At 73.4% G+C, this 20,601-nt stretch carries 27 protein-coding genes; 15 read left to right on the top strand and 12 right to left on the bottom strand.

The features are described from left to right. Window positions 1–71 precede the first annotated feature (71 nt). The 5 genes from NFX44_RS15300 to NFX44_RS15280 form a co-directional block, all read right to left on the bottom strand. Window positions 72–482 carry a VOC family protein gene (locus NFX44_RS15300; RefSeq protein ID WP_262284210.1) on the bottom strand — a complete coding sequence of 137 codons (411 nt, stop codon included), beginning with the start codon at window positions 480–482 and terminating at the stop codon, window positions 72–74. Window positions 483–487: 5 nt separating this feature from the next. Further along, entirely contained in the window at window positions 488–940 is a 453-nt protein-coding gene (locus tag NFX44_RS15295; protein ID WP_262284209.1) for a helix-turn-helix transcriptional regulator, read from the bottom strand. Window positions 941–1,013: 73 nt separating this feature from the next. Continuing rightward, a complete protein-coding gene (locus NFX44_RS15290; protein ID WP_262284208.1) occupies window positions 1,014–1,958 on the bottom strand; it encodes a TerC family protein in 945 nt (314 codons plus the stop codon). A 125-nt stretch (window positions 1,959–2,083) separates the two neighbouring features. Next, window positions 2,084–2,935: a pyridoxal kinase PdxY gene (gene pdxY, locus NFX44_RS15285; protein ID WP_262284207.1), complete on the bottom strand. Its 852-nt coding sequence runs from the start codon at window positions 2,933–2,935 to the stop codon at window positions 2,084–2,086. 34 nt (window positions 2,936–2,969) lie between these two features. Continuing rightward, entirely contained in the window at window positions 2,970–3,542 is a 573-nt protein-coding gene (locus NFX44_RS15280; protein WP_262284206.1) for a GNAT family N-acetyltransferase, read from the bottom strand. A gap of 181 nt (window positions 3,543–3,723) precedes the next feature. Between NFX44_RS15280 and NFX44_RS15275 the strand changes: the two genes are divergently transcribed. Further along, a complete protein-coding gene (locus NFX44_RS15275) occupies window positions 3,724–5,142 on the top strand; it encodes an OFA family MFS transporter (protein ID WP_262284205.1) in 1,419 nt (472 codons plus the stop codon). After that, on the top strand, window positions 5,139–5,264 hold the full coding sequence (locus tag NFX44_RS15270) for a hypothetical protein (protein ID WP_262284204.1): 126 nt from the start codon (window positions 5,139–5,141) through the stop codon (window positions 5,262–5,264). The genes NFX44_RS15275 and NFX44_RS15270 overlap by 4 nt, the downstream gene beginning before the upstream one ends. 47 nt (window positions 5,265–5,311) lie before the next feature. Here the strand turns inward: NFX44_RS15270 and NFX44_RS15265 are convergent, their stop codons facing one another. Beyond that, window positions 5,312–6,040 carry an SDR family NAD(P)-dependent oxidoreductase gene (locus NFX44_RS15265; RefSeq protein ID WP_262284203.1) on the bottom strand — a complete coding sequence of 243 codons (729 nt, stop codon included), beginning with the start codon at window positions 6,038–6,040 and terminating at the stop codon, window positions 5,312–5,314. 77 nt (window positions 6,041–6,117) lie between these two features. Between NFX44_RS15265 and NFX44_RS15260 the strand changes: the two genes are divergently transcribed. The 3 genes from NFX44_RS15260 (at window position 6,118) to NFX44_RS15250 (ending at window position 7,929) form a co-directional block, all read left to right on the top strand. After that, window positions 6,118–6,960, top strand: a complete 843-nt coding sequence (locus tag NFX44_RS15260) for a patatin-like phospholipase family protein (RefSeq protein WP_262284202.1) — start codon at window positions 6,118–6,120, stop codon at window positions 6,958–6,960. Window positions 6,961–7,027: 67 nt separating this feature from the next. Beyond that, complete coding sequence (locus NFX44_RS15255) at window positions 7,028–7,708, top strand: hypothetical protein (protein WP_262284201.1); 681 nt, start codon at window positions 7,028–7,030, stop codon at window positions 7,706–7,708. A 50-nt stretch (window positions 7,709–7,758) separates the two neighbouring features. Further along, on the top strand, window positions 7,759–7,929 hold the full coding sequence (locus NFX44_RS15250) for a hypothetical protein (protein ID WP_262284200.1): 171 nt from the start codon (window positions 7,759–7,761) through the stop codon (window positions 7,927–7,929). A 66-nt stretch (window positions 7,930–7,995) separates the two neighbouring features. Here NFX44_RS15250 and cydB read toward each other — a convergent pair whose 3' ends face one another. Further along, window positions 7,996–8,994, bottom strand: a complete 999-nt coding sequence (cydB, locus tag NFX44_RS15245; RefSeq protein ID WP_262284199.1) for a cytochrome d ubiquinol oxidase subunit II — start codon at window positions 8,992–8,994, stop codon at window positions 7,996–7,998. 14 nt (window positions 8,995–9,008) lie between these two features. After that, window positions 9,009–10,418 (bottom strand): cytochrome ubiquinol oxidase subunit I, encoded by a 1,410-nt coding sequence (locus NFX44_RS15240; protein WP_262284198.1) that lies wholly within the window; start codon window positions 10,416–10,418, stop codon window positions 9,009–9,011. A gap of 213 nt (window positions 10,419–10,631) precedes the next feature. Here NFX44_RS15240 and NFX44_RS15235 point away from each other — a divergent pair, with 213 nt between their 5' ends. The 4 genes from NFX44_RS15235 to NFX44_RS15220 all read left to right on the top strand — a co-directional run bounded on the left by NFX44_RS15235 (window position 10,632) and on the right by NFX44_RS15220 (window position 13,581). Next, a complete protein-coding gene (locus NFX44_RS15235) occupies window positions 10,632–11,045 on the top strand; it encodes a VOC family protein (RefSeq protein WP_262284197.1) in 414 nt (137 codons plus the stop codon). Window positions 11,046–11,150: 105 nt separating this feature from the next. Continuing rightward, window positions 11,151–11,927, top strand: coding sequence for a 1-acyl-sn-glycerol-3-phosphate acyltransferase (locus NFX44_RS15230; protein WP_262284196.1), 777 nt, complete (start codon window positions 11,151–11,153; stop codon window positions 11,925–11,927). Window positions 11,928–11,999: 72 nt separating this feature from the next. Further along, window positions 12,000–12,650: a flavodoxin family protein gene (locus NFX44_RS15225; protein WP_262284195.1), complete on the top strand. Its 651-nt coding sequence runs from the start codon at window positions 12,000–12,002 to the stop codon at window positions 12,648–12,650. Window positions 12,651–12,738: 88 nt separating this feature from the next. Beyond that, window positions 12,739–13,581 carry an SDR family NAD(P)-dependent oxidoreductase gene (locus NFX44_RS15220; protein ID WP_262284194.1) on the top strand — a complete coding sequence of 281 codons (843 nt, stop codon included), beginning with the start codon at window positions 12,739–12,741 and terminating at the stop codon, window positions 13,579–13,581. 3 nt (window positions 13,582–13,584) lie between these two features. Here the strand turns inward: NFX44_RS15220 and NFX44_RS15215 are convergent, their stop codons facing one another. Together NFX44_RS15215 and NFX44_RS15210 are read right to left on the bottom strand one after the other, a co-directional pair. After that, complete coding sequence (locus NFX44_RS15215; protein ID WP_262284193.1) at window positions 13,585–13,953, bottom strand: DUF4180 domain-containing protein; 369 nt, start codon at window positions 13,951–13,953, stop codon at window positions 13,585–13,587. Next, on the bottom strand, window positions 13,946–14,398 hold the full coding sequence (locus tag NFX44_RS15210) for a helix-turn-helix domain-containing protein (protein ID WP_262284192.1): 453 nt from the start codon (window positions 14,396–14,398) through the stop codon (window positions 13,946–13,948). The genes NFX44_RS15215 and NFX44_RS15210 overlap by 8 nt, the downstream gene beginning before the upstream one ends. Window positions 14,399–14,497: 99 nt before the next feature. Here NFX44_RS15210 and NFX44_RS15205 point away from each other — a divergent pair, with 99 nt between their 5' ends. From NFX44_RS15205 to NFX44_RS15190, 4 genes are all read left to right on the top strand, one after another. Beyond that, window positions 14,498–15,265: a glycerophosphodiester phosphodiesterase family protein gene (locus NFX44_RS15205; RefSeq protein WP_262284191.1), complete on the top strand. Its 768-nt coding sequence runs from the start codon at window positions 14,498–14,500 to the stop codon at window positions 15,263–15,265. A gap of 15 nt (window positions 15,266–15,280) precedes the next feature. Further along, window positions 15,281–16,675: an MFS transporter gene (locus NFX44_RS15200; RefSeq protein WP_262284190.1), complete on the top strand. Its 1,395-nt coding sequence runs from the start codon at window positions 15,281–15,283 to the stop codon at window positions 16,673–16,675. Window positions 16,676–16,832: 157 nt separating this feature from the next. After that, window positions 16,833–17,456, top strand: coding sequence for a thymidine kinase (locus tag NFX44_RS15195; protein ID WP_262284294.1), 624 nt, complete (start codon window positions 16,833–16,835; stop codon window positions 17,454–17,456). A gap of 27 nt (window positions 17,457–17,483) precedes the next feature. After that, complete coding sequence (locus NFX44_RS15190; RefSeq protein ID WP_262284189.1) at window positions 17,484–18,257, top strand: NPCBM/NEW2 domain-containing protein; 774 nt, start codon at window positions 17,484–17,486, stop codon at window positions 18,255–18,257. A gap of 6 nt (window positions 18,258–18,263) precedes the next feature. On the opposite strand, the gene NFX44_RS15185 is transcribed toward NFX44_RS15190, so the two are convergent. After that, window positions 18,264–18,725: a hypothetical protein gene (locus NFX44_RS15185; protein WP_262284188.1), complete on the bottom strand. Its 462-nt coding sequence runs from the start codon at window positions 18,723–18,725 to the stop codon at window positions 18,264–18,266. Between the two features lie 131 nt (window positions 18,726–18,856). On the opposite strand from NFX44_RS15185, the gene NFX44_RS15180 reads away from it, so the two are divergent. Then, window positions 18,857–19,228 (top strand): VOC family protein, encoded by a 372-nt coding sequence (locus NFX44_RS15180; protein WP_262284187.1) that lies wholly within the window; start codon window positions 18,857–18,859, stop codon window positions 19,226–19,228. Window positions 19,229–19,274: 46 nt separating this feature from the next. Here the strand turns inward: NFX44_RS15180 and NFX44_RS15175 are convergent, their stop codons facing one another. Then, window positions 19,275–20,102: an SDR family oxidoreductase gene (locus NFX44_RS15175; RefSeq protein WP_262284186.1), complete on the bottom strand. Its 828-nt coding sequence runs from the start codon at window positions 20,100–20,102 to the stop codon at window positions 19,275–19,277. Between the two features lie 96 nt (window positions 20,103–20,198). On the opposite strand from NFX44_RS15175, the gene NFX44_RS15170 reads away from it, so the two are divergent. Then, window positions 20,199–20,600: a helix-turn-helix domain-containing protein gene (locus NFX44_RS15170; RefSeq protein ID WP_262284185.1), complete on the top strand. Its 402-nt coding sequence runs from the start codon at window positions 20,199–20,201 to the stop codon at window positions 20,598–20,600. Window position 20,601: the final 1 nt, after the last annotated feature.

The following is a 20,601-nucleotide window of genomic DNA, read 5'->3' as shown; positions in this document are numbered from 1 at the left end:
TGTCCCGTGGGCCGTGGTCGCGGCCCCGTCCGGCGTCGGCTGGCTCGATCTGATCAGGTCCGTACGACAGATCAGCGCAGCTCCTTGATGCGGATGAGGTTGCCCGCGGGGTCGCGGAACGCGCAGTCGCGGACGCCGTAGGGCTGCTCGATCGGCTCCTGGACCACCTCGGCGTCGCCGGCCTGGAGCTTGTCGAAGGTGCCGTCGAGGTCGTGGGTGGCCAGCAGGATCCACCCGTAGGTGCCCTTGGCCATCATCTCCACGATGGTACGGCGTTCCTCGTCGGTGACCCCGGGGTCGACGGCGGGCGGCGCCAGCAGGATGGAGGTGTCGGGCTGCCCGGGTGGGCCGACCGTGATCCAGCGCATCCGGCCCTGCCCCACGTCGGCGCGGACCTCGAAACCGAGGACGTCGCGGTAGAAGGCCAGGGAGGCGTCCGGGTCGTCGTGCGGGAGGACGGTGGTGTTGATGGTGATGTCCATGGCAGTCAGGCTAGGTGCGGCGTGACGGCCGGCGCTTCTCGATTCCTGATCGGTCTGGTCACCTGTTTGGCCACGCACGGCGGCAGTTCGGCGGCGCCGCCGGCCGCCGCCCGGGCCCGGTAGGTGCTCGGCGGGATGCCGACCAGTTCGGTGAAGCGGGTGCTGAAGGTGCCCAGCGAGGAGCAGCCGACCGCGAAACAGACGTCGGTGACGCTGAGGTCGCCACGGCGCAGCAGTGCCATGGCCCGTTCGATGCGCCGGGTCATGAGATAGGCGTACGGGGACTCGCCGTAGGCGTGCCGGAACTGGCGGCTGAGGTGGCCGGCCGACATGTGCGCGCCGCGGGCGAGCGCCTCGACGTCCAGCGGCTGGGCGTACTCGCGGTCGATGCGGTCGCGGACGCGGCGCAGCCGGGCGAGGTCGCGCAGGTGCTGCGCCGGGTCGGAACTGCTGGTCACCTGCCAGATGGTGCCACGCGGGGCGGGGGTTGCCCACCGCGTTCCGGGTCGTGGCGACGCGTGCCGCGGCCGGTCAGCGGGCCCGGGTGTCCCGGCGGGCGGCCACCACGCTCCAGCCGATGGCGGTGGCGAGCGTCAGCACCACCACGGCGAGGGTGAGCCAGACCGGCAGCTTGCCCACCGGGGTCTCGGCGAGGATCAACTTCACTCCGGCGAACGCGAGCAGCACCGCGAGCCCGTAGCGCAGGTAGCCGAAGTGCCGCAGCAGGCCGGCCAGGCAGAAGTACAGGCTGCGCAGCCCGAGCACGGCGAAGGCGTTCGCCGTCCAGACCAGGAACGTGTTGGTGGTGATGGCCAGGATCGCCGCGACCGAGTCGATCGCGAACACGACGTCGGTGGCCTCGATCGCCACCAGCGCGACCAGCAGCACGGTGCCCTTGCGGCGGCCGTCGACGCGGGCGGTGAAGCGGCCGTCGTGGTAGCGGGACTCGGTGGGCACCAGCCGGCGGAAGAGCCGGACGGCGACGTTGCGGTCGGGGTCGACGTCGGGCTCGCCGCGGACGGCGAGGCGCCAGCCGGTCCAGATCAGGAAGGCGCCGAGCACGAGACCGGCCCAGGTCAGCCGGTCCAGCAGTTCGGCGCCGGCGAAGATGAACACGAGCCGGAAGCCGAGCGCCCCGAGCACCCCCCAGAAGAGCACCTTGTGCTGGTACGCGGGGGGCACCCGGAAGTATCCGAACAGCAGCGCGAAGACGAACACGTTGTCGACCGACAGCGCCTTCTCCAGCAGGTACCCGGAGTAGTAGGCGACCGCCGGCCCGCTGCCGCGCCAGAGCCAGATCACCAGCCCGAAGGTGATCCCGGCGGTGATCCAGACCGCGCTCCAGAGCAGCGCCTCGCGCAGTTCGACGACGTGGTGGTCGCGGTGGGAGAACACGTCGACGGCGAGCATGGCGGCGATGACCGCGCCGACGGCCAGCCAGGCCCAGGCCGGTGCCGCGAAGGTGGTTCCCTCCATCCGGCGTCCTCCGCGTCGGGCCCGCAGGCGCGGCGGCGGACTGCGTCGCCTCCGAGCCTAGGCCGAGCCGCCGGTCGGGGGACGGTGGTCCGGTGAAGTCCCCCGGCCGGCGCTGCGGGGTCGGCTCAGCGCAGCCGGCGGGCGCCGAACCGGGTGGGCGGGTCGGCGATGGCGTCCTGGGCGGCGACGAGCTGCAGCTCCCGGGTGCCGGCGGCGAGGGTGGCCTCGAGGACCGCGTAGATGGAGTTGGTGGTGCGCTCCAGTGCCGTCTCCGGTGACCCGGTGCTCGCGAGGTGGGCGAGGTAGAGCGCGGCCGTGACGTCGCCGCCGCCGTTGGGGGTGATCGGCAGCAGCGGCGTGGTGACCGCCCACGCGCCGTCGTCGGAGACGGCCACGACCTCCAGCGAACCGGTGGGAAGGTCGCCGTGCAGGACGCTGGTGACCAGCACGTGCCGGGGTCCGGTGGCGCGGACGACGTCGACGGCGGCGAGCAGGTCGTCGAGGGTGTCGGTGCTGCGGCCGGCGAGGAACTCCAGCTCGAACTGGTTCGGGGTGACGATGTCCGCGCGGGGCACGACGGTGTCCCGCAGGTACTCGGGGATGCCCGGCCGGACGAACATGCCGCGGCCGACGTCGCCCATCACCGGGTCGCAGCAGTACAGGGCGTCCGGGTTGGCGGCCTTCACCCGCGCGACCGCGTCGAGGATCACCGCGCCCATCGCCGGGTCGCCCTGGTAGCCGGAGAGCACCGCGTCGGCCGTGCCGAGCACGCCGCGGTCCTCGATGCCGGCGATCACCTCGGCGACGTCGGCCGGGGGCAGCAGCGGGCCGCGCCAGGCCCCGTAGCCGGTGTGGTTGGAGAAGTGCACGGTCAGCACCGGCCAGACCTCGTGGCCGAGCCGTTGCAGCGGGAACACGGCGGCGGAGTTGCCGACGTGCCCGTAGGCGACCGACGACTGGATGGACAGGATCTTCACCGGCTCATCGTCGCATCCGTGGCGGCGGCGCCGGTCAGGTGTCGGTACGCAGGCGGGCGTGCACGTGCATGTCGTGCCAGCCGTCGCTGTGGCGGGCGGCGCCGCGGTGGGTGCCCTCGAGGTGGAAGCCGGCGCGTTGCGCCACCTGGCAGGAGGCGACGTTGGCCGTGGAATGACGCAGCCCGAGGCGATGCAGGCCGAGCTCATCGAGGCTCCAGGCGGTGAGCGCGGTCAGGGCGCGGGCGGCCACCCGCCGGCCGCGGGCGGCGGGCAGCACCCAGTACGACACCGCGGCCTCACCCTCGTAGAGGTCGACTGCGCGCAGACCGATCTGACCGAGCACACCGGCGTGGTCGGTGACGGCCCAACTGGCGTCCGTCTCCTGGTGCCACCGTCGCGACCAGGAGTCGATCCAGTCGCGGGCCTCGTCGTCGGTCATGGTGCGGCAGTGCCAGCGGCGCACGGCCGGGTCGGCGTACGCGGCGAGGACGGCGGGCCGGTCGTCGGGGCGCCACGGGCGCAGGAGCAGGTTGCCGGCGTCCAGGTCGGGTTGGGGCTGGCCGGCGAGGGCGCCGGGGCGCAGGGCGGGGGTGGTGAGCAGCGGCATGGGTGTCATGATCCGCCACGACCGGCGGTGACCGTCGGGCGACGGCGGGTGCGGGGCCGGGAGCTGCGGTGACCGTTCGGCTCAGGGTTTCGACCGTCCGGCGCGTGGCGGGTTTCGGCGCGGCGTGCGGCGGGGGCATGAACAGGTGGGATTCTCGCCATTCTCCGGAGAGGAAGCAGGCATGCTTTCCGCACTCGATCGTCGGCACACCGTCGCGCCGCCGGGCTACAGCCGTTGGCTGATACCCCCGGCGGCGTTGGCGATCCATCTCTGCATCGGGCAGGTCTACGCGACCAGCGTGTACAAGAACTCCCTGATCGCGCACTTCGACACCGGGCAGACGGCGATCGGGGTGATCTTCAGCATCGCGATCGTGATGCTGGGGTTGTCGGCCGCGGTGGCGGGCACGTGGGTGGAGGCGAACGGGCCGCGCAAGGCGATGTTCGTCTCGGCGTGCTTCTGGGCGGCCGGATTCCTGGTCGGCGCGCTGGGCATCGCCACGAAGCAGCTGTGGCTGCTGTACCTGGGCTACGGCGTGCTGGGCGGGATCGGGCTGGGGATCGGGTACATCTCCCCCGTCTCCACGTTGATCAAGTGGTTCCCGGACCGGCCCGGCCTGGCGACCGGGTTGGCGATCATGGGCTTCGGTGGTGGGGCCATGGTCGCCTCTCCCCTGTCCCGGCAGCTGCTGTCGTTCTACGACCCGGGGTACGACCCGGCGAACGCGGGCTCGACGGCGTCGGGCAGCGCCCTGGTGTGGCTGTTCCTGACCCTCGGCGTCGGCTACTTCGTGATCATGATGTTCGGGGTGTTCAACGTGCGGGTGCCGGCCGCGGACTGGCGGCCGGCCGGGTTCGACCCGTCGCGGGTGGCGGCGAAACCGCTGGTGACCACGGCGAACGTGTCCGCGGCGAACGCCGTGAAGACCCGCGCGTTCTGGCTGCTGTGGGTGGTGCTGTTCTGCAACGTGACGGCGGGCATCGGGATCCTGGAGCAGGCCAGCCCGATGATCCAGGACTTCTTCCGGGACAACGGCACGTCGGCGGTGTCGGTGGCGGCGGCCGGCGGGTTCGTGGGCCTGCTGTCGCTGTTCAACATGGCCGGCCGGTTCGTCTGGTCGTCGACGTCGGACGTGATCGGCCGCAAGCCGATCTACCTGCTGTATCTCGGCGTCGGGATGGTGCTGTACGTGCTGCTGGCCCTGTTCGGGCAGACGGCGACGGCGCTGTTCGTGCTGTTGGCGTGCGTGATCCTGTCGTTCTACGGCGGCGGGTTCGCCACGGTGCCGGCGTACCTGCGGGATCTGTTCGGCACGTTCGAGGTGGGCGCCATCCACGGCCGGCTGCTGACGGCGTGGTCGGCGGCCGGGGTGGCCGGTCCGCTGATCGTGAACGCGTTCCTGGACGCGCAGGGCAAGCCGGGCACGTTGACGGCCGCGGCGTACCGGCCGGCGCTGTTCACGATGGTCGGGGTGCTGGCGGTCGGGTTCGTGGCGAACCTGCTGATCCGGCCGGTGCCGGAGCGGTTCCACGAGCCGGCGCCGGGTCCGGACGGTGTCGAGGGTGCGCAGCCGGTGACGGCGGAGAGGAGCGGGTCGTGAACGAGCAGGCCGGTGGCGGGCAGCGGGTCCGCCTGGTGGTGTCGTGGGTGGTGGTGTCGGCGCTGCTGGGGTACGGGGTGGTGCAGACGGTGATCACGGCGGCGAAGCTGTTCACCCACTGACGGGAAGACACCGGCGGCCCGGGGAACTCCCCCGGGCCGCCGTGGTGTCAGAGGCCGCCGGCGATGCGCAGGACGGCGCCGGTGGTGTAGGAGGCGTCGGGGCCGAGGAGGAACGCCACGGCGCCGGCGACCTCGTCGGGTTCGCCGGCGCGGCCCAGCGGGACGCGGCCCGCCGCGGTGTCGGGGCGGTCGGGCGCGCCGGACAGGGCGTGGATGTCGGTGCGGATGATGCCGGGGGCGACGGCGTTGACCCGGATGCCCTGCGGCGCGAGCTCCTTGGCCAGCCCGACGGTGAGGGTGTCGGTGGCCGCCTTGACCGCGGCGTAGTGGATGTACTCGCCGGGGCTGCCGAGGGTCGCCGCGGCGGACGAGACGTTGACGATGGCGCCGCCGCGGGCCATCCGGCGGGCGGCCTGCTGGGCGCAGAGGACGTACCCGACGAGGTTGACGTCGACGACCTGGCGCAGGTCCTCGACGCGCAGGTCGGCGAAGGGCCCGATCGGGCTGGTGATCCCGGCGTTGTTGACCAGGCCGGTGAGCGGGCCCAGCGTCGCGGCCGCGTCGAAGAGCCGGTGGACCTGCTCGGGGTCGGCGGTGTCGGCGGCGACGGCCACACCGCGGCGACCGGCGGCGCGCACGTCGGCGAGGACCGCGTCGGCGGCGGCGTGATCGCTGCGGTAGCCGATGACCACGTCGTGGCCGGCGGCGGCGAGACGGCGGACGGTGGCCGCGCCGATACCGCGCCCCCCACCCGTGACGATGGTGACGGAGGTCAATGTTCTCTCCCCTGCCCTGGCGGTGCCGGTGACGTTACCGTGATCGGCGCGGGTCCCGGTGGAGAGGACGGTCACACATGACGCGGGCATTGGTGCTGGGTGGCGGCGGGGTGACCGGCGTGGCCTGGGAGTTGGGGCTGCTGGCCGGGCTCGCGGCGCGCGGGCTGGACCTGACCGCGGCGGAGCTGGTGGTCGGCACCTCGGCCGGCTCGGTGGTCGGCGCGCAGGTGTGCTCCGGCACACCGGTCGAGGACCTGTACGCGGCGCAGCTGCGCCCGGCCCGGGGCGAGCTGCCGGCCCGGCTGGGGGTCGCGGTGCTGGCCCGCTGGGCGTGGGCGGGCGCGCGCGGCCGCGACGAGGTGCGGGCGCGGGCCCGGGTCGGCGCGATGGCCCTGGCGGCACGTACCCCGTCCGAGGAGTCGCGGCGGGCGGTCATCGCGGCGCGGTTGCCCGCGCGGGACTGGCCGGCGCGGCGGCTGCTGGTGACGGCCGTGGACGCGGCCTCCGGCGAGTTCGTGGTCTTCGACGCCGACGCGCGGGTGCCGCTGACGGACGCGGTGGGGGCCAGCTGCGCCGTGCCGGGGGTGTGGCCGCCGGTGACCATCGGCGGCCGGCGGTACGTCGACGGTGGGGTGCGCTCGCCGGTGAACGCGGACCTGGCCGCCGGCGCGCGGGCGGTGGTCGTGCTGGCGCCGACGCGGGCCGGGTTCGGGCCGATGCCGCGGCTGTCGGCGCAGGTGGCGCAGTTGCGGTCGGCGGGCGCGGAGGTGGCGGTGGTGTCGCCGGACCGGGCGGCGCGGGCGGCGATCGGGCGCAACGTGCTGGACCCGGCGCGGCGGGCCGCGTCGGCGCGGGCCGGGTTCGCGCAGGCCGCCGCGGTGGCCGAGGAGGTGTCGGCCGTCTGGACCGCCGGGGGTTGATCTTCCGGGTGTCGGTGCCGGCTGGTATCAAGGCAGGCATCAGACACGGGTACGGAAGAGGGCTGTGATGGCGGGCCAGGGTTTGTCCACTGACGAGGTACAGGGCATCCGGGAGGCGCTGGCGGCCGGCCGCAGGCCCAGGGTGGTGTTCACGGCGGCGGCCGGGCAGATATCGGGCCAGCTCGGGCAGGTGGTGGAGCTGACCGACCCGGAGGTGTCCGAGGAGTTCGTGGTGGTGCGGTTCGGCCGCGACGAGCTGCCCTTCTCCCCCACCGACGTGGCGATCGCGCCGAAGGGGGCCGGGCGGCGGCCGGCGGAGCCGAAGCCGGAGCCCCCGGCCGAGGCGGCGCCGGCGGAGCCGGAGTTCGTGTTGGACGCGCCGCCGGTGCCGGCGCCGCGGCGGGAGGAGCCGAGGGTGGAGCAGCAGGCGGAGCCGAAGCCGGCGCGGCGGGCCGTGAAGGCGGTCAAGCCGAAGAACCCGGCCGGGTTGACGGTGACCCTGGCCTACGCCGAGGGCGAGTGGACGGTGGCGGCGCAGCAGGGCACGAAGGCCCTCGCGAAGCCGTACGTGGTGAAGCCGGCCGAGGCGCTGCGGATGGTGGCGCTGGTCGACGTGCCCGGCGTGCAGGAGGCGGTGGAGCAGATCCTCGCCGCCGAGCGGGCCGAGGCGGAGCAGCAGGCGGAGAAGCTGCGCGCCGAGCTGGCCGAGATCGAGGCGCGGCTGGCGGAGCTGCGCGAGGCCCGCTGAGCCGCACCCCGCGCCCCGGCCGGGTAGACGCCCCGGCCGGGGCGCGGGGCGTGCCCTGGACTGGTTCGACTTCACCGACGCGCAGGCGGCCGTGGAGCTGCTGCGCGCGGCGCCGCTGCGCGGATCGTGGCGCCGCCACCGACCAGGGCAACACACCGATGGCGGCCACCTTCGCCCGCGCCGGCTACCCGGTCGAGTGGGAGCGGATCGACCTGGTGTGAGACGCCCCGCGGGGCCGGTGCGACCCCCTCGCACCGGCCCCGGCGTCACCCGCGCCCACAGGTCTCTCAGTGTTGCGGGATGTTCTGTACCCCGATCCGCTTGCGGAACACCCAGTAGGTCCAGCCCTGGTAGGCCAGCACGATCGGGGTGAACACCACGGCCACCCAGGTCATGATCTTCAGGGTGTAGGGGGTGGAGGCCGCGTTGGTCGCCGTCAGCGTGCCGGCGGCGTCCAGGGTGGACGGCAGCACGTTCGGGAACAGCGCGGCGAACAGGGTCGCCACGGCCAGGGCGATGGCCACGGCCGTGCCGGTGAACGCCCAGCCCTCCCGGCGCACCCGGGCGGCGGCGACACCGGCGAGCAGGGCGAGGGCGGCGCCGACGGCGAGCACGACGGCGGCCGCGCTGGAGCGGATGCTCAGCGTCCAGGCCAGGAAGACCACCGCCACCACGGCGGTGCCGACACCGAGCTTGACGGCCAGCGCGCCGGCCCGCTCCCGGATGTCGCCGGCGGTCTTCAGGGCGAGGAACACCGCCCCGTGGGTGAGGAACAGGCCCAGGGTGGTCACCCCGCCGAGCAGCGCGTACGGGTGCAGCAGGTCGAGCAGGCCGCCGGCGTACTCGTGGTCGGCGCTCAGCGGCACGCCGCGCAGGATGTTCGCGAAGGCGACGCCCCACAGCACCGCGGGCAGGGCCGAACCCCAGAAGATGGCCCGGTCCCAGCGGCGCTTCCAGGCCGCCTCGGGGCGCTTGTGCCGGTACTCGAAGGCCACCCCGCGGGCGATGAGGGCGAGCAGGATCAGCAGCAGCGGCAGGTAGAAGCCGGAGAAGAGGGTGGCGTACCACTCGGGGAAGGCGGCGAACATGGCGCCGCCGGCGGTGATCAGCCAGACCTCGTTGCCGTCCCAGACTGGGCCGATGGTGTTGATCAGGACGCGGCGTTCCCGGTCGTCGCGGCCGAGCACGGGCAGCAGCATGCCGACGCCGAAGTCGAAGCCTTCGAGGACGAAGTAGCCGGTGAAGAGCACGGCGACGAGGAGAAACCAGATGGTCGTGAGTTCCACGGTGGGCTCCGGGGTCAGTAGGCGAACGCCAGCGGGCGCTCGGCGTCGTCGGTGTCGTCCTCGGCGGGCTGCGGGGTGACGTCGGGCACGCCGGCCTTCGCGTAGCTGACCAGCAGCTTGAACTCGATCACCGCGAGGGTGGCGTAGATCAGGGTGAAGGCGGTGAACGAGGTGAGCACCTCGGTCAGCGAGACGCTGCGGGACACGCCGTTGCGGGTGAGCATCTCGCCGAAGACGATCCACGGCTGGCGGCCCATCTCGGTGAAGATCCAGCCGAAGGAGTTGGCCAGCAGCGGCAGGGCCGGCATGACCAGGCCGGCGCGCAGCAGCCAGCGGCTCGACGGGGTGCGCCCCTTGCGGTGGGTCCAGAGGACGATCAGGGCGATCGCGGCGGCGGCCATCCCGAGCGCGATCATGAAGCGGAAGCTCCAGTAGGTGACCGGGATGATCGGGGTGTAGCTGCCGGCGCCGTACTGGCTGGCGTACTGGGCCTGGAGGTCGTTGATGCCGTGCACGGTGCCGTTCGGGTCGCCGGTGCCCAGGTAGGACAGCAGGTACGGGATCTTCAGGGCGAAGATCTCCCGGCTGCCGTCGAGGCTGCCCACGGTGAGCACGGAGAACGAGGCGGGGCTCTCGGTGGTGTAGAGGCCCTCGGCGGCGGCCATCTTCATCGGCTGCACCTGGGTCATGATCTTGCCCTGGATGTCCCCGGTGAACAGCACCAGCGCCGCGGAGACGAGCACCACCCAGGAGCCGAACTTCGTGGCGAAACGGTAGGCGTCGGTGTCGGCGCCGGAGCCGCGGATGACGTGCCACAGCCCGACGGCCACGATCAGGGACCCGGCGACCAGGAACGCGCCGGACAGGGTGTGCGGAAACGTGATCAGGGCGACCTTGTTGGTGAGCACCGCGACGAAGTCGGTCAGCTCGGCACGGCCGGTGTCCGGGTTGATCCGGTAGCCGACCGGGTTCTGCATGAACGAGTTCGCGGCGAGGATGAAGTAGGCGGACAGGTTGGTGCCGATCGCCGCGGCCCAGATGGCGGCCAGGTGCAACCGCTTGGGCAGCCGGTCCCAGCCGAAGATCCACAGGCCGATGAAGGTGGACTCCAGGAAGAACGCGACGAGGGCCTCGATCGCCAGGGGCGCGCCGAAGATGTCGCCGACGAAGCGCGAGTAGTCCGACCAGTTCATGCCGAACTGGAACTCCTGGACGATGCCGGTGACCACGCCCATCGCGAAGTTGATGAGGAAGAGCTTGCCGTAGAACTTGGTGAGCTTGAGGTACCGCTCGTTGCCGGTGCGGTGCCACAGGGTCTGCAGGATGGCCACCAGCACGGACAGGCCGATGGTCAAGGGCACGAAGAGAAAGTGGTAGACGGTGGTGACACCGAACTGCCAGCGGGCGACGTCCAACGCGTCCACCTGAAACCCCCAGCTGTGCATACTACGAGACGTAGTAAATACTACTCGGCGTCGTAGCAGGACGTGCAGGGCCACAGGGCCCGATCCGGCCCGGGACCAATGACCCTGATCACCCCGGGAAACCGGTCAGGATTCAAGAAGCGCCGGCCCGCGGCCGCTCCGTAGCGTGACCGGCGTGCACCTGATCAGCAGGTACGGAGAAGGGGACAACGCATGAAGGCCCACGTCAGCTCGATCCTCCTCGGCGTCAAGGACATGGAGCGCGCCAAGCGGTTCTACACCGAGGGTCTCGGCTGGAAGATCGCGCAGGACTACGGCGTCTCGGTGTTCTTCGCGCCGGACGGCGGCTCGCCCGTCGGCTTCTACGGCCGCGACGGCCTGGCCGAGCAGGTGGGCGCCAGCCCCGAGGGCGGCGGCTTCAGCGGCCTGGTCCTCACCTACGTGGTCCGCAGCGAGGGGCGGATCGACGAGGTCATGGCGGAGGCCGAGAAGGCCGGCGCCACGATCCTCAAGCCCGCCGGTCCCCTGCCCTGGGGCGGGTACGGCGGCACCTTCGCCGACCCGGACGGCTACATCTGGAGCCTCGGCTACAGCGCCCAGGGCGAGAACCAGCCCTACGCCGAATAGCGCGGCCGGCCGGTGTCCTCCGCCGCCGTGGAGGACACCGGCCGCCGGGGCGTACCCGGGATCGGTCGCCTCGCTCACCCCGGCGCGTGCGACCATCCAGCACTGATGGACACCCCGACCACCCACTGGCGGGCGCCCCTGCTGTGGCGCGCCGCGCAACTGGCCGCCCGCGCCCTCGTCGGCCTGCTCGGCCGCCTCGAGGTCACCGGCGACGTGCCGGAGGACCTGCGGCACGGGCCGCTGATCCTGGCCGCCAACCACATCAGCCCCTTCGACCCCGTGGTGCTCGCCGCGGCCTGCCAGGTCCGCGGCATCCGCCCGCGGATCATGGCCACCGGCGGGCTGTTCCGCGCCCCGGTGATCGGGTCGCTGATGCGCCGCGCCGGGCACATCCGCGTCGACCGCGGCACCAGCTCCGTGCACCACTCGCTGGAGATGGCCGCCGGCGCGGTGGCCGGCGGCTCGGTGGTGCTGGTCTACCCGGAGGGACGCATCGGCCTGGACCCCGGCATGTGGCCCGAACGGGGCAAGACCGGCGCCGCCCGGCTCGCCTTCGCCAGCGGCGCTCCCGTCGTCCCGGTCGCCCAGTGGGGCTCGCACGAGGTGCTGCCCTACCGGGCGCCGAAGGGCATGCTGCGCGGCCTCGCGCGGGCGGTGCTGCGGCGGCCGGTCATCCGGGTGCGCTTCGGCGCCCCGGTGCTGCTGCGTGACCTGCACCCCGGCACCCCGGGCGCGGCCCGGCGGGCCACCGACCGGATCATCGACGCGATCACCGACGACCTCGCGCCGCTGCGTCCCGACGAGCCGGACCGGCCCCGCCACGTCGATCCCGGCCGGCCCACCGAGACCACCCGGACGCACCGCCCCCGCCCGGCGCGCTGACCGGGCAGGCTTCGCCGGCCACCGGCCGGGGTATGCGACACGGTCACCCCAGCCGGCTGAGAGGAAACGACCGTGGCGTCCATCCGGGCCCTGGTGCTCAACTGCACGCTGAAGCCGTCCCCCGCCCCGTCCAGCTCGGGGGTGCTCGGTCAGGAGGTGCTCGACGCGCTGGCCGGCCAGGGGGTCTCCGGGGAGATGGTCCGGGTCGTCGACCACTCCGTGCGCTTCGGGGTTTCCACGGACGAGGGTCACGGGGACGGGTGGCCGGCCATCCGCGCGAAGCTCCTCGCCGCGCAGATCCTGGTGCTCGCCACCCCGATCTGGCTGGGCCAGCCGTCGGCGGTCTGCAAGATGGTCCTGGAACGGCTGGACGCCGAGCTGTCCGAGACCGACCCCGAGGGCCGGCTGCGCACGTACGGCAAGGTGGCCGGCGTCGCCGTGGTCGGCAACGAGGACGGCGCGCACCACACCATCGGCCAGGTGCAGCAGGCGCTCAACGAGGTCGGCTTCACCTGCCCCGCCGCCGGAGCCACCTACTGGGTCGGTGAGGCGCTGCACACGACCGACTACATCGATGCCCGCCCCAAACCGGACACCACCGGCCGTACCACCTCGGCGTTGGCGCTCAACAGCGCGCACCTGGCGCGGCTGCTGGCCGAGCAGCCGTACCCGCCGCCGCAGACCCGCGACGCCGGGGTCAGCCCGAGCCGGCAGCCGGGCTGACACGCTCACGTCGGGCGTTCCGCTGCGCCGACCCGCCGCCCGGTGCGACCCTGCGAGCGGAAGGCGGCAGCCGACGGCGGAGGCGGGGATGAGCGCACCGACGGTCCTGATCACCGGCACGTCCACCGGCATCGGCCTGGAGACCGCCGTGGGCGCGGCCCGCGCCGGGTGGCGCACCGTCGCCACCCTGCGCGATCCCGCCCGCGCCGACCGGCTGCGCGCGGCCGCCGACGCCGCCGGGGTCGGCGATTTGCTGGAGGTACGCCGGCTCGACGTCGTCGACCAGGCCGAGGCGGCCGCCTGCGTGGCCGAGGTGGTCGCCCGGCACGGGCGGCTCGACGCGGTGATCAACAACGCCGGTGCCGGGCACGTCGGCACCCTCGAACGGGAGACCGTCGACGTCGTCCGGGCCGTCATGGAGGTCAACTTCTTCGGCGTCCTGCACGTCACCCGGGCCGCGCTGCCGCACCTGCGCGCCACCCGGGGACGGCTGATCACCGTGACCAGCGTCGGCGGGGTCATCGGGCAGCCGTTCAACGAGGCGTACTGCGCCGCGAAGTTCGCCGTCGAGGGCTTCATGGAGAGCCTCGCCCCGGTCGCCGCCACCCTCGGGGTCAGCGTCACCGTGATCGAGCCGGGCGCCGTGGCCAGCGAGTTCGTCACCAACGTCGGCCTCGACGCCGAGGCCGCGGTGGCCGCCGCCGGCGTGTACGGGCCGGCGCTGCGCGCGTACCTGGACCGCACCGCCGCCGCGTTCGCCGCCGCCCAGTCGCCCGCGGACGCCGCCGCCGCGGTGGTGGCGACGCTCATCGACCCGGAGCCGGCGCCCCGGGTGCAGACCTCCGCGGCCGCCCGGCAGTTCGTCGGGGTCAAGCTGGCCGACCCCGACGGGCTCGGGGTGACCGCGCTGACCTCCGGGTGGGTGCGCTGAGGCTCAGCCGGCGGCGGCCAGTCGGGCGTCCAGCGCGGCCAGGTCCGGCACGAACCAGATGTGGTCGTGGCGGTTGGACTCGGCCACCAGGGCCCGCAGCGCGCCGCTGGCCGCCACGTGCGCGGAGATGTCGCCGACGACGACCAGCCGCATCCGGTAGTTGACGAACTTCTGCATGACGTCCCCGGCGAAGCGGGTGCCCAGGGAGAAGAAGCTCGGGTCGAGCCTGCCGGCGGGCACGGCGACCACCTCGGCGCCGCCGAAGGCCGCGCCGATCAGGTCCAGGGCCGCCTCGGTGGTGGCCACCGGTGGGCCGGCCGGGTCGCAGACCAGCACCGGCACCCCGGCCCGCTCCTCCAGCACGTCAGGCATCGCCGGTCTCCGTCCCGATGAGCAGGTCGTTGTCGCCGGTCAGCACGGCGTCGACCAGGCGCAGCAGGTCGGCGGTGGCGGCGGCGTCGCCCAGGATCACGATCTTCATACGGTGGCGTTCCTCGTCGTGGACGGTCTGCACGCGCAGCGGGCGGGCGGGGTCGTGGTGGGTGTTGACACCGGCCAGCACCAGCGTGGCCAGGCGGTCGGCCGCGGCCCGGTCGACCCCGTCGACCTGCACGATGCTCGACACCTCCACCGCGGGCGGCCCGGCCGCCGGGGCGGGCCGGCCGGTCAGCGCGTCCAGGTCGGCGCGGGCGATCCGGTACTGCTTGCCGATCCGCACGGCGCGCAGCCGGCCGTCGCGGATGTAGCCGCGCACGGTGCGCACGTGCAGCCCGAGCAGCTCCGCCACCTGCTCGACCGAGTACATGCCATTCCCCATCGTTCCCCATGCTAGCGCTAACAGGGCGCGATAGGGAACTTTGTTACCCCGACCCCAGCCGGTCACCCGTACGCCACCCACGCCCGGCATACTTCCGGCGTGCAGCCCCGTCACGGCTACCTCGACGCCCCCGCGCCACTGGCCTTCGCCCACCGCGGCGGCGCGGCCGAGGGCGACGAGAACACCGCCGCCGCGTTCGCCCGCGCCATCGCCCTGGGCTACCGCTACGTGGAGACCGACGTGCACGCCACCGCCGACGGCGTACCGGTGATCTTCCACGACACCACCCTGCGCCGGGTCACCGGCGAGCCCGGCCGCATCGCCGACCTGCGCTGGGCCGACCTGGCCTCGGTACGCGTCGGCGGCGCCGCCGTGGTGCCCCGCCTCGACGAGGTCCTCGGCGCCTGGCCCGAGGTCCGCTTCAACGTCGACGTCAAGGCCGACGGCGGTGTCGTCCCGACCGTCGACACGGTGGCCCGCACCGGGGCCGGCGACCGGGTGCTGCTCGCCTCGTTCAGCGACGCCCGGCTGGCCCGGCTGCGGGCGCTGGCCGGGTCGAAGGTCGCCACCGGCCTCGGCATGCGCGGGGTGGCCCGGCTGCGGATGGCCTCCCTGCACGGGCGACCCATGCGGCTGCCCCCGTCGGTGGTCGCCGCCCAGGTCCCCGTCCGGTACGGACGCCTGCCCGTGGTCGACCGGCGCTTCCTCGACTACTGCCACCGGATCGGCCTGCAGGTGCACGTCTGGACGATCGACGAACCCGCCGAGATGCACGACTTACTTGATCTTGGTGTGGATGGCATCATGACCGATCACGTCGGCGTGCTGCGCGACGTCTACCGCAGCCGCGGCCACTGGGCCGCCTGAACCTCGAGGACCCCGATGGCCGATACGGTCGCCCCCACCGTCGAGCCCGCCCGCCCGGGCAGCACCCGCCGGGAACGCACCGGCTGGTACTTCTACGACTGGGCGAACTCCGCCTTCCAGACCACGGTGATCACGGTCTTCCTCGGCCCGTTCCTCACCACCGTCACCGAGCTGGCCGCCGGCTGCGAGCTGGGCGCGGACAGCTGCGACGGGGTCGTGCACCCCCTGGGCATCCGGGTCGCCGCGGGCTCCTTCTACCCGTACCTGATCTCGCTGTCGGTGTTCCTCACCGTGTTCGTGCTGCCCGTGGTCGGCGCGATCGCCGACCGGTCCGCGCACAAGAAGCGGCTGCTCGCCCTCGCCGCGTTCACCGGCGCCGGCGCGACCATCGCGTTCGCCTTCGTCACCGGCGACCGCTACCTGCTCGGCGGGGCGCTGTTCCTGGTCGCCAACATCTCCTTCGGCGCCGCCGTTGTGGTCTACAACTCGTTCCTGCCGCAGCTCGGCGGCCCCGACGACCGGGACGCCATCTCCAGCCGCGGCTGGGCCATCGGCTACCTCGGCGGCGGGCTGCTGCTCGCGCTGAACCTCGTCGCGGTCACCCTGCTCAGCGAGGAGGGCAACCCGCAGCGCACCCTCGACCTGGCCCGCTGGTCGATCGTCTCGGCCGGCGTCTGGTGGGCGGCGTTCACCCTGCTGCCGCTGCGCTGGCTGCGCGAACACCCCGCCGCCGCCGCGGCGGCCCGGGTCGGCCGCGGCAACGTGCTCACCGACGGGTTCCGGCAGCTCGGCCACACCCTGCGCAACATCAAGGCCTACCCGCTGACGCTGTTCTTCCTGCTCGCCTTCCTGGTCTACAACGACGGCATCCAGACCGTCATCACCCTGGCCAGCCAGTACGGCACCGAGGAACTGAAGCTGGAACAGAGCACGCTGATCGTGACGATCCTGCTGGTGCAGTTCCTGGCCTTCGGCGGCGCGCTCGCGCTGGGCGCCCTGGCCCGACGCATCGGCGCCTGGAAGACCGTGCTGCTGTCCCTGGTGCTCTGGACCGGGGTGATCATCGCGGCGTTCCGGCTGCCCGCCGAGGCGCCGGTGCCGTTCATGGTGCTCGGCGGGTGCATCGGCCTGGTGCTCGGCGGCAGCCAGGCGCTGAGCCGGTCGCTGTTCAGCCAGCTCATCCCCACCGGCAAGGAGGGCGAGTACTACGGCTTCTACGAGATCAGCGACAAGGGCACCAGCTGGCTCGGGCCGCTCGCCTTCGGCCTGGTGTTCCAGCTGACCTCCTCCTACCGGGTGGGCCTGGTCTCACTGCTGATCTTCTTCGTGGTCGGGTTCGCGCTGCTGGCCGCCGTGCCGATCCGCCGGGCCATCGTCGCCGCCGGCAACACCCCGCCCCGGGTGCTGTGAGGTTCACCCGCGCCGTGCGCGGGCAAGATCCTTCCGGATCGATGGGCTAGGCTGCCCCGACGTGACCGACGACGCCGCTGCCGCCCCGATCTGCCTGGCCCTCCCGCTTCCGGGCCCCGGCGACGACCGTGCCGGCGGCTGCGCCGCCGCCCGCGCCGTGAACGGCCGGCCCCTGCACGCCGCCGCGCTGAAGTTCTTCTGGGGGCCGATGGACTGCGGCAAGTCCACGATGGCGCTGCAGATGAACTACAACCACGCCCGGCAGGGCCGGCGCGGCCTGGTGACCACCCGCATCGACCGCTCGCTCGGCCCGCAGGTCACCACCCGCATCGGGCTGGCCCACTCCGCCGTCGAGGTGACCGACGAACTGGACCTGCGCGACCTGGTCCGCGACGCCTGGGCCGAGGGCGTCCGCGTCGACTACCTGATCTGCGACGAGGCGTCCTTCTACGACCTGGCCCACATCGAGCAGATGGCCGACCTGGTCGACAACTTCGACGTCGACGTGTACGCCTTCGGCCTGGCGACCGACTTCCGCTCCTGCCTGTTCCCCGCCGCGCAGCGGCTGTTCGAACTCGCCGACGAGGTGGCCCGCATCCAGGTCGAGGTGCTCTGCTGGTGCGGCCGCGAAGGGCGGCTCAACGCCCGGGTCGTCGAGGGCCGGGTGGTGCGCGAAGGCGAGCAGGTCGTCATCGGCGACACCGTGGACACCGCCGACGTGCGCTACCAGGTGCTGTGCCGGCGCCACTACCGCTCCGGCGACCTCGGCCCGCGCGCCTGACGGGCGCGCGCCTGGTACAAACGGCGCGTGCGAACCGAGGTCATCACCACGGCAGCGGACGACGGCCGACGCGCGCGCCTGCTGCCGCACGGGGTCGGCGTGGTCGCCGACGTGGCGGCGGTGGCCGCGCTGCTCGCCGGCGGCGGCCGGCCCATCGTCCTGGCGGCCAGCGCGGGCGCCGTCCTGGCCGGCGGTTACCTCCTGGTACGCCGCCTGGGGCAGCCGGTCGACCGGACCGCGCTGCTGGGCCTGGCCGTCGCGGTCGCCGGCGCGGCGATCTTCGGCTACGCCGCGCGGCCCGCACCGGATCCCCAGGCCGGCGCCGTGGCGCAGGATGGCATGGCGCGGGACGGGGCGGCGACACCGGGCCCCGCCACCACGAATGCGCCACCGCCGCCCGCCGGGTCCCGGGCCTGGCTGTTCGACCTGCCTCCCGTCGAGGGCGGCGAGGGCTGGCGGCACCGCCCCGCGACCGTCGCCGGCCACCGGTACGAGCAGAGCCTCGTCGCGTCCACCTGCTTCGCCACCAACGACGAGACGGCGTCGTTAAACCTCGGCACGGGCTTCACCCGGTTCCAGGCCCGGGCCGGCGTGGCCGACACCGCGCCGGGCGACTACCGCACCCGGTTCACCGTGCTGGTCGACGGCGAGGTGGCCTTCCGCCGGGAGTTGGGGCTCGGGGACGTCGCCGAGGTGGATGTGCCGGTAGCCGGCAAGCTCCGACTGGTGCTGAAGGTCGAGAGCGTCGGGCTCACGTCCTGCGACGACGCGGCGGCCTGGATCGAGCCGAAGCTGGGGTGACCGCGGTCAGAACGGGTCGCCGCAGACCCGCCACTTCCCGTCCTCCTGCACGATCGGCAGCTCCCGCTCCTCGCTGCCGCCGCCGTCGCGGGTCAGCCGCACCGTCACCGTGCCGCGGGGCCGGCCGCCCCGCGTCTGCACCGCCACGTCGACGATCTCGTAGCCGCTGACCTGCGGCGGGGTGCGCACCCAACTGCCGAAGCCGACCTGGCTCCACTTCCCGCGGGCCTCCCGGCACAGCTTGTCGTACGCCTGGTCGGTGTCCCCGGCGGCGACCTCGCGGAAGAACGCCTCGGCGGTGTCCCGGACCGGGCCGTTGGCCTGCAGCACCACCTGCACGTTCCAGACGCCGAGGCCGGCCACCCCGACCAAACAGGTGCCCAGCCCGAGGACGGCGACCAGCGCACCGGCGCGTACCGGCCGGCGGCGGCGCCGGGCCGGCCGGCTCCCCGCCCGTTCCCTGCCCATCACCACCGACGGTAAAGACTGGCGGGCCGGTCCGCAGGAAGTTGTGACGGCCCGGCCCGACGGGTCGCTCGGCGGCGATCCGCCGGACGAACCTGACAGAAGATGGCAGGTACCTTCGGCAGACTGCCGGCATGACAGAGCACGCCGACCTCGCGATGGTCAACCTCGACAGCTCCGACCCGGCCGCCCACGCCGCGTTCTACTCCCGCGCCCTCGGCTGGGAGGTCACCCACAGCCAGGCCGAATACGCCATGATCAGCAAGGACGGAACCTCGATCGGCTTCGGCCTGGTACCCGGGTACGCGCCGCCGGCCTGGCCGGACGACACGGCCGGCAAGCGCTACCACCTCGACCTCTACGTCGACGACGTGGCCCTGGCGGAGAAGGACCTCGTGGCGGCCGGCGCGACCCGGCCGGAGTTCCAGCCGGGGGGCGAGCGGTGGACCGTGCTGCTCGACCCGATCGGCCAGCCGTTCTGCCTCTGCCCCCGGCCGCAGGGCTGACCACCCCCGCCGGCCCGCCGGGGTTGTTCGGCGGGCCGGCGGGCCGTCAACGGAAGTCGGCGACGTGCCGCGCCGCCCAGTCGGCGAAGCCGCGTGGCTCCCGGCCGAGCAGCCGCGCGACGTCCGGGCTGACACGCTGCTCGGCCGGTGCGGGCGTGCCCAGGATGCCCAGGGTCGCCGTCACCACCGGCTCCGGCATGAACGCCAGCAGCTGCTGCCGCGCCTCCTGCGGGGTCTGCTCGACGAACCGGACCGGCTCGCCGAGCGCCGCCGCGAGCGCCGCCGCCCGCTCGCGGGGCGAGACCGCCGCAGGGCCGGTCAGCTCGTAGGTGCCGCCGGCGTGGCGGCTGTCGCGCAGCGCGATCGCCGCGACCTCGGCGATGTCGGCCGGGTCGACGCTCGGCAGCGCCACGTCGCCGAAGGGCGCGTGCACGATCCGCCCGGAGCGCACCCCGGGCGCCCAGGCGAGGGCATTGGAGTGGAAGCCGGCCGGCCGCAGCACCGTCCACTCCAGCCCGGACGCGCGGACCGCCTCCTCCTGCTCGGGTGGGTGGCGCTTCGTGGCGACGCCCTGCGAGGACAGCAGGACCACCCGGCGTACGCCCGCCTGCCGCGCGGTGTCGAGGATGGCGCCCGGGTCCGCGCCGCCGGTCAACTGCCCGCCGGTGAACAGCAGGAACAACGCCTCGGCGCCGTCGAACGCCGTCTTCAGCCCGGCCGGGTCGGCCAGGTCGGCGCGGACCGCCCGTACGCCCGGTGGCAGATCCGCCGCGGCGACGCGCCGGGACACGGCCGTCACCGGTTCACCCGCCCCGGCCAGCGCCCGCACCAGCGGCCGTCCGACGTTCCCCGTCGCGCCGGTAACCACGATCATGAGGTGCCCCTCTCGGTGTCAGATGTGAACACCGAGCACGTTAATCTCCTGCGTATAGTAGGTACCTAGAGGAAAGTAACGGCTTCGGGAGGAACTGTGAGCAGCACCACCTGGCAGCCCCGGACCGGCGGTGACCCGGAACAGGCCTGCCCGATCGCCCCGGTGGTCGACCTCGTCTTCAGCCGCTGGACCACGCCGATCCTCTGGGCCCTGCACGAATACGGCCGGCAGCGCTTCGTCGAGCTGGAACGGCGGCTCGCCACCATCACCCCGAAGGTGCTCACCCAGCGGCTGCGGCAACTCGAACGCGACGGCCTCGTGCGGCGCACCTACCACGCCGAGGTCCCACCCCGGGTGGAATACGAGATCACCGAGCTGGGGAGCAGCCTGGCCCCGCTCTTCGCCCACCTGGCGCAGTGGTCGGCCGGCCACCTCGACCGGGTCGAGCAGGCCCGCCAGGACTACGACGCCCGCCAGCGGCCGTCGCGCGGGCGCTGAA

It is taken from the genome of Micromonospora sp. MA102 (assembly GCF_025460765.1).
Classification (GTDB): Bacteria; Actinomycetota; Actinomycetes; order Mycobacteriales; family Micromonosporaceae; genus Micromonospora; species Micromonospora halotolerans.
The sequence above is the reverse complement of the archived record's forward strand: the minus strand, read 5'-3'. Positions and strand labels throughout refer to the sequence as shown.

Coding starts and splice junctions, on each gene's coding strand:
- NFX44_RS15215 (WP_262284193.1), bottom strand. CDS start 13,953: ATGCCTGACGTGCTGGAGGAGCGGGCCGGGGTGCCGGTGCTGGTCTGC.
- NFX44_RS15185 (WP_262284188.1), bottom strand. CDS start 18,725: ATGGGCAGGGAACGGGCGGGGAGCCGGCCGGCCCGGCGCCGCCGCCGG.
- NFX44_RS15275 (WP_262284205.1), top strand. CDS start 3,724: ATGCTTTCCGCACTCGATCGTCGGCACACCGTCGCGCCGCCGGGCTAC.
- NFX44_RS15280 (WP_262284206.1), bottom strand. CDS start 3,542: ATGCCGCTGCTCACCACCCCCGCCCTGCGCCCCGGCGCCCTCGCCGGC.
- NFX44_RS15175 (WP_262284186.1), bottom strand. CDS start 20,102: ATGATCGTGGTTACCGGCGCGACGGGGAACGTCGGACGGCCGCTGGTG.
- NFX44_RS15210 (WP_262284192.1), bottom strand. CDS start 14,398: ATGGGGAATGGCATGTACTCGGTCGAGCAGGTGGCGGAGCTGCTCGGG.
- NFX44_RS15260 (WP_262284202.1), top strand. CDS start 6,118: ATGACGCGGGCATTGGTGCTGGGTGGCGGCGGGGTGACCGGCGTGGCC.
- NFX44_RS15235 (WP_262284197.1), top strand. CDS start 10,632: ATGAAGGCCCACGTCAGCTCGATCCTCCTCGGCGTCAAGGACATGGAG.
- NFX44_RS15255 (WP_262284201.1), top strand. CDS start 7,028: ATGGCGGGCCAGGGTTTGTCCACTGACGAGGTACAGGGCATCCGGGAG.
- NFX44_RS15220 (WP_262284194.1), top strand. CDS start 12,739: ATGAGCGCACCGACGGTCCTGATCACCGGCACGTCCACCGGCATCGGC.
- NFX44_RS15200 (WP_262284190.1), top strand. CDS start 15,281: ATGGCCGATACGGTCGCCCCCACCGTCGAGCCCGCCCGCCCGGGCAGC.
- NFX44_RS15290 (WP_262284208.1), bottom strand. CDS start 1,958: ATGGAGGGAACCACCTTCGCGGCACCGGCCTGGGCCTGGCTGGCCGTC.
- NFX44_RS15300 (WP_262284210.1), bottom strand. CDS start 482: ATGGACATCACCATCAACACCACCGTCCTCCCGCACGACGACCCGGAC.
- NFX44_RS15230 (WP_262284196.1), top strand. CDS start 11,151: ATGGACACCCCGACCACCCACTGGCGGGCGCCCCTGCTGTGGCGCGCC.
- NFX44_RS15180 (WP_262284187.1), top strand. CDS start 18,857: ATGACAGAGCACGCCGACCTCGCGATGGTCAACCTCGACAGCTCCGAC.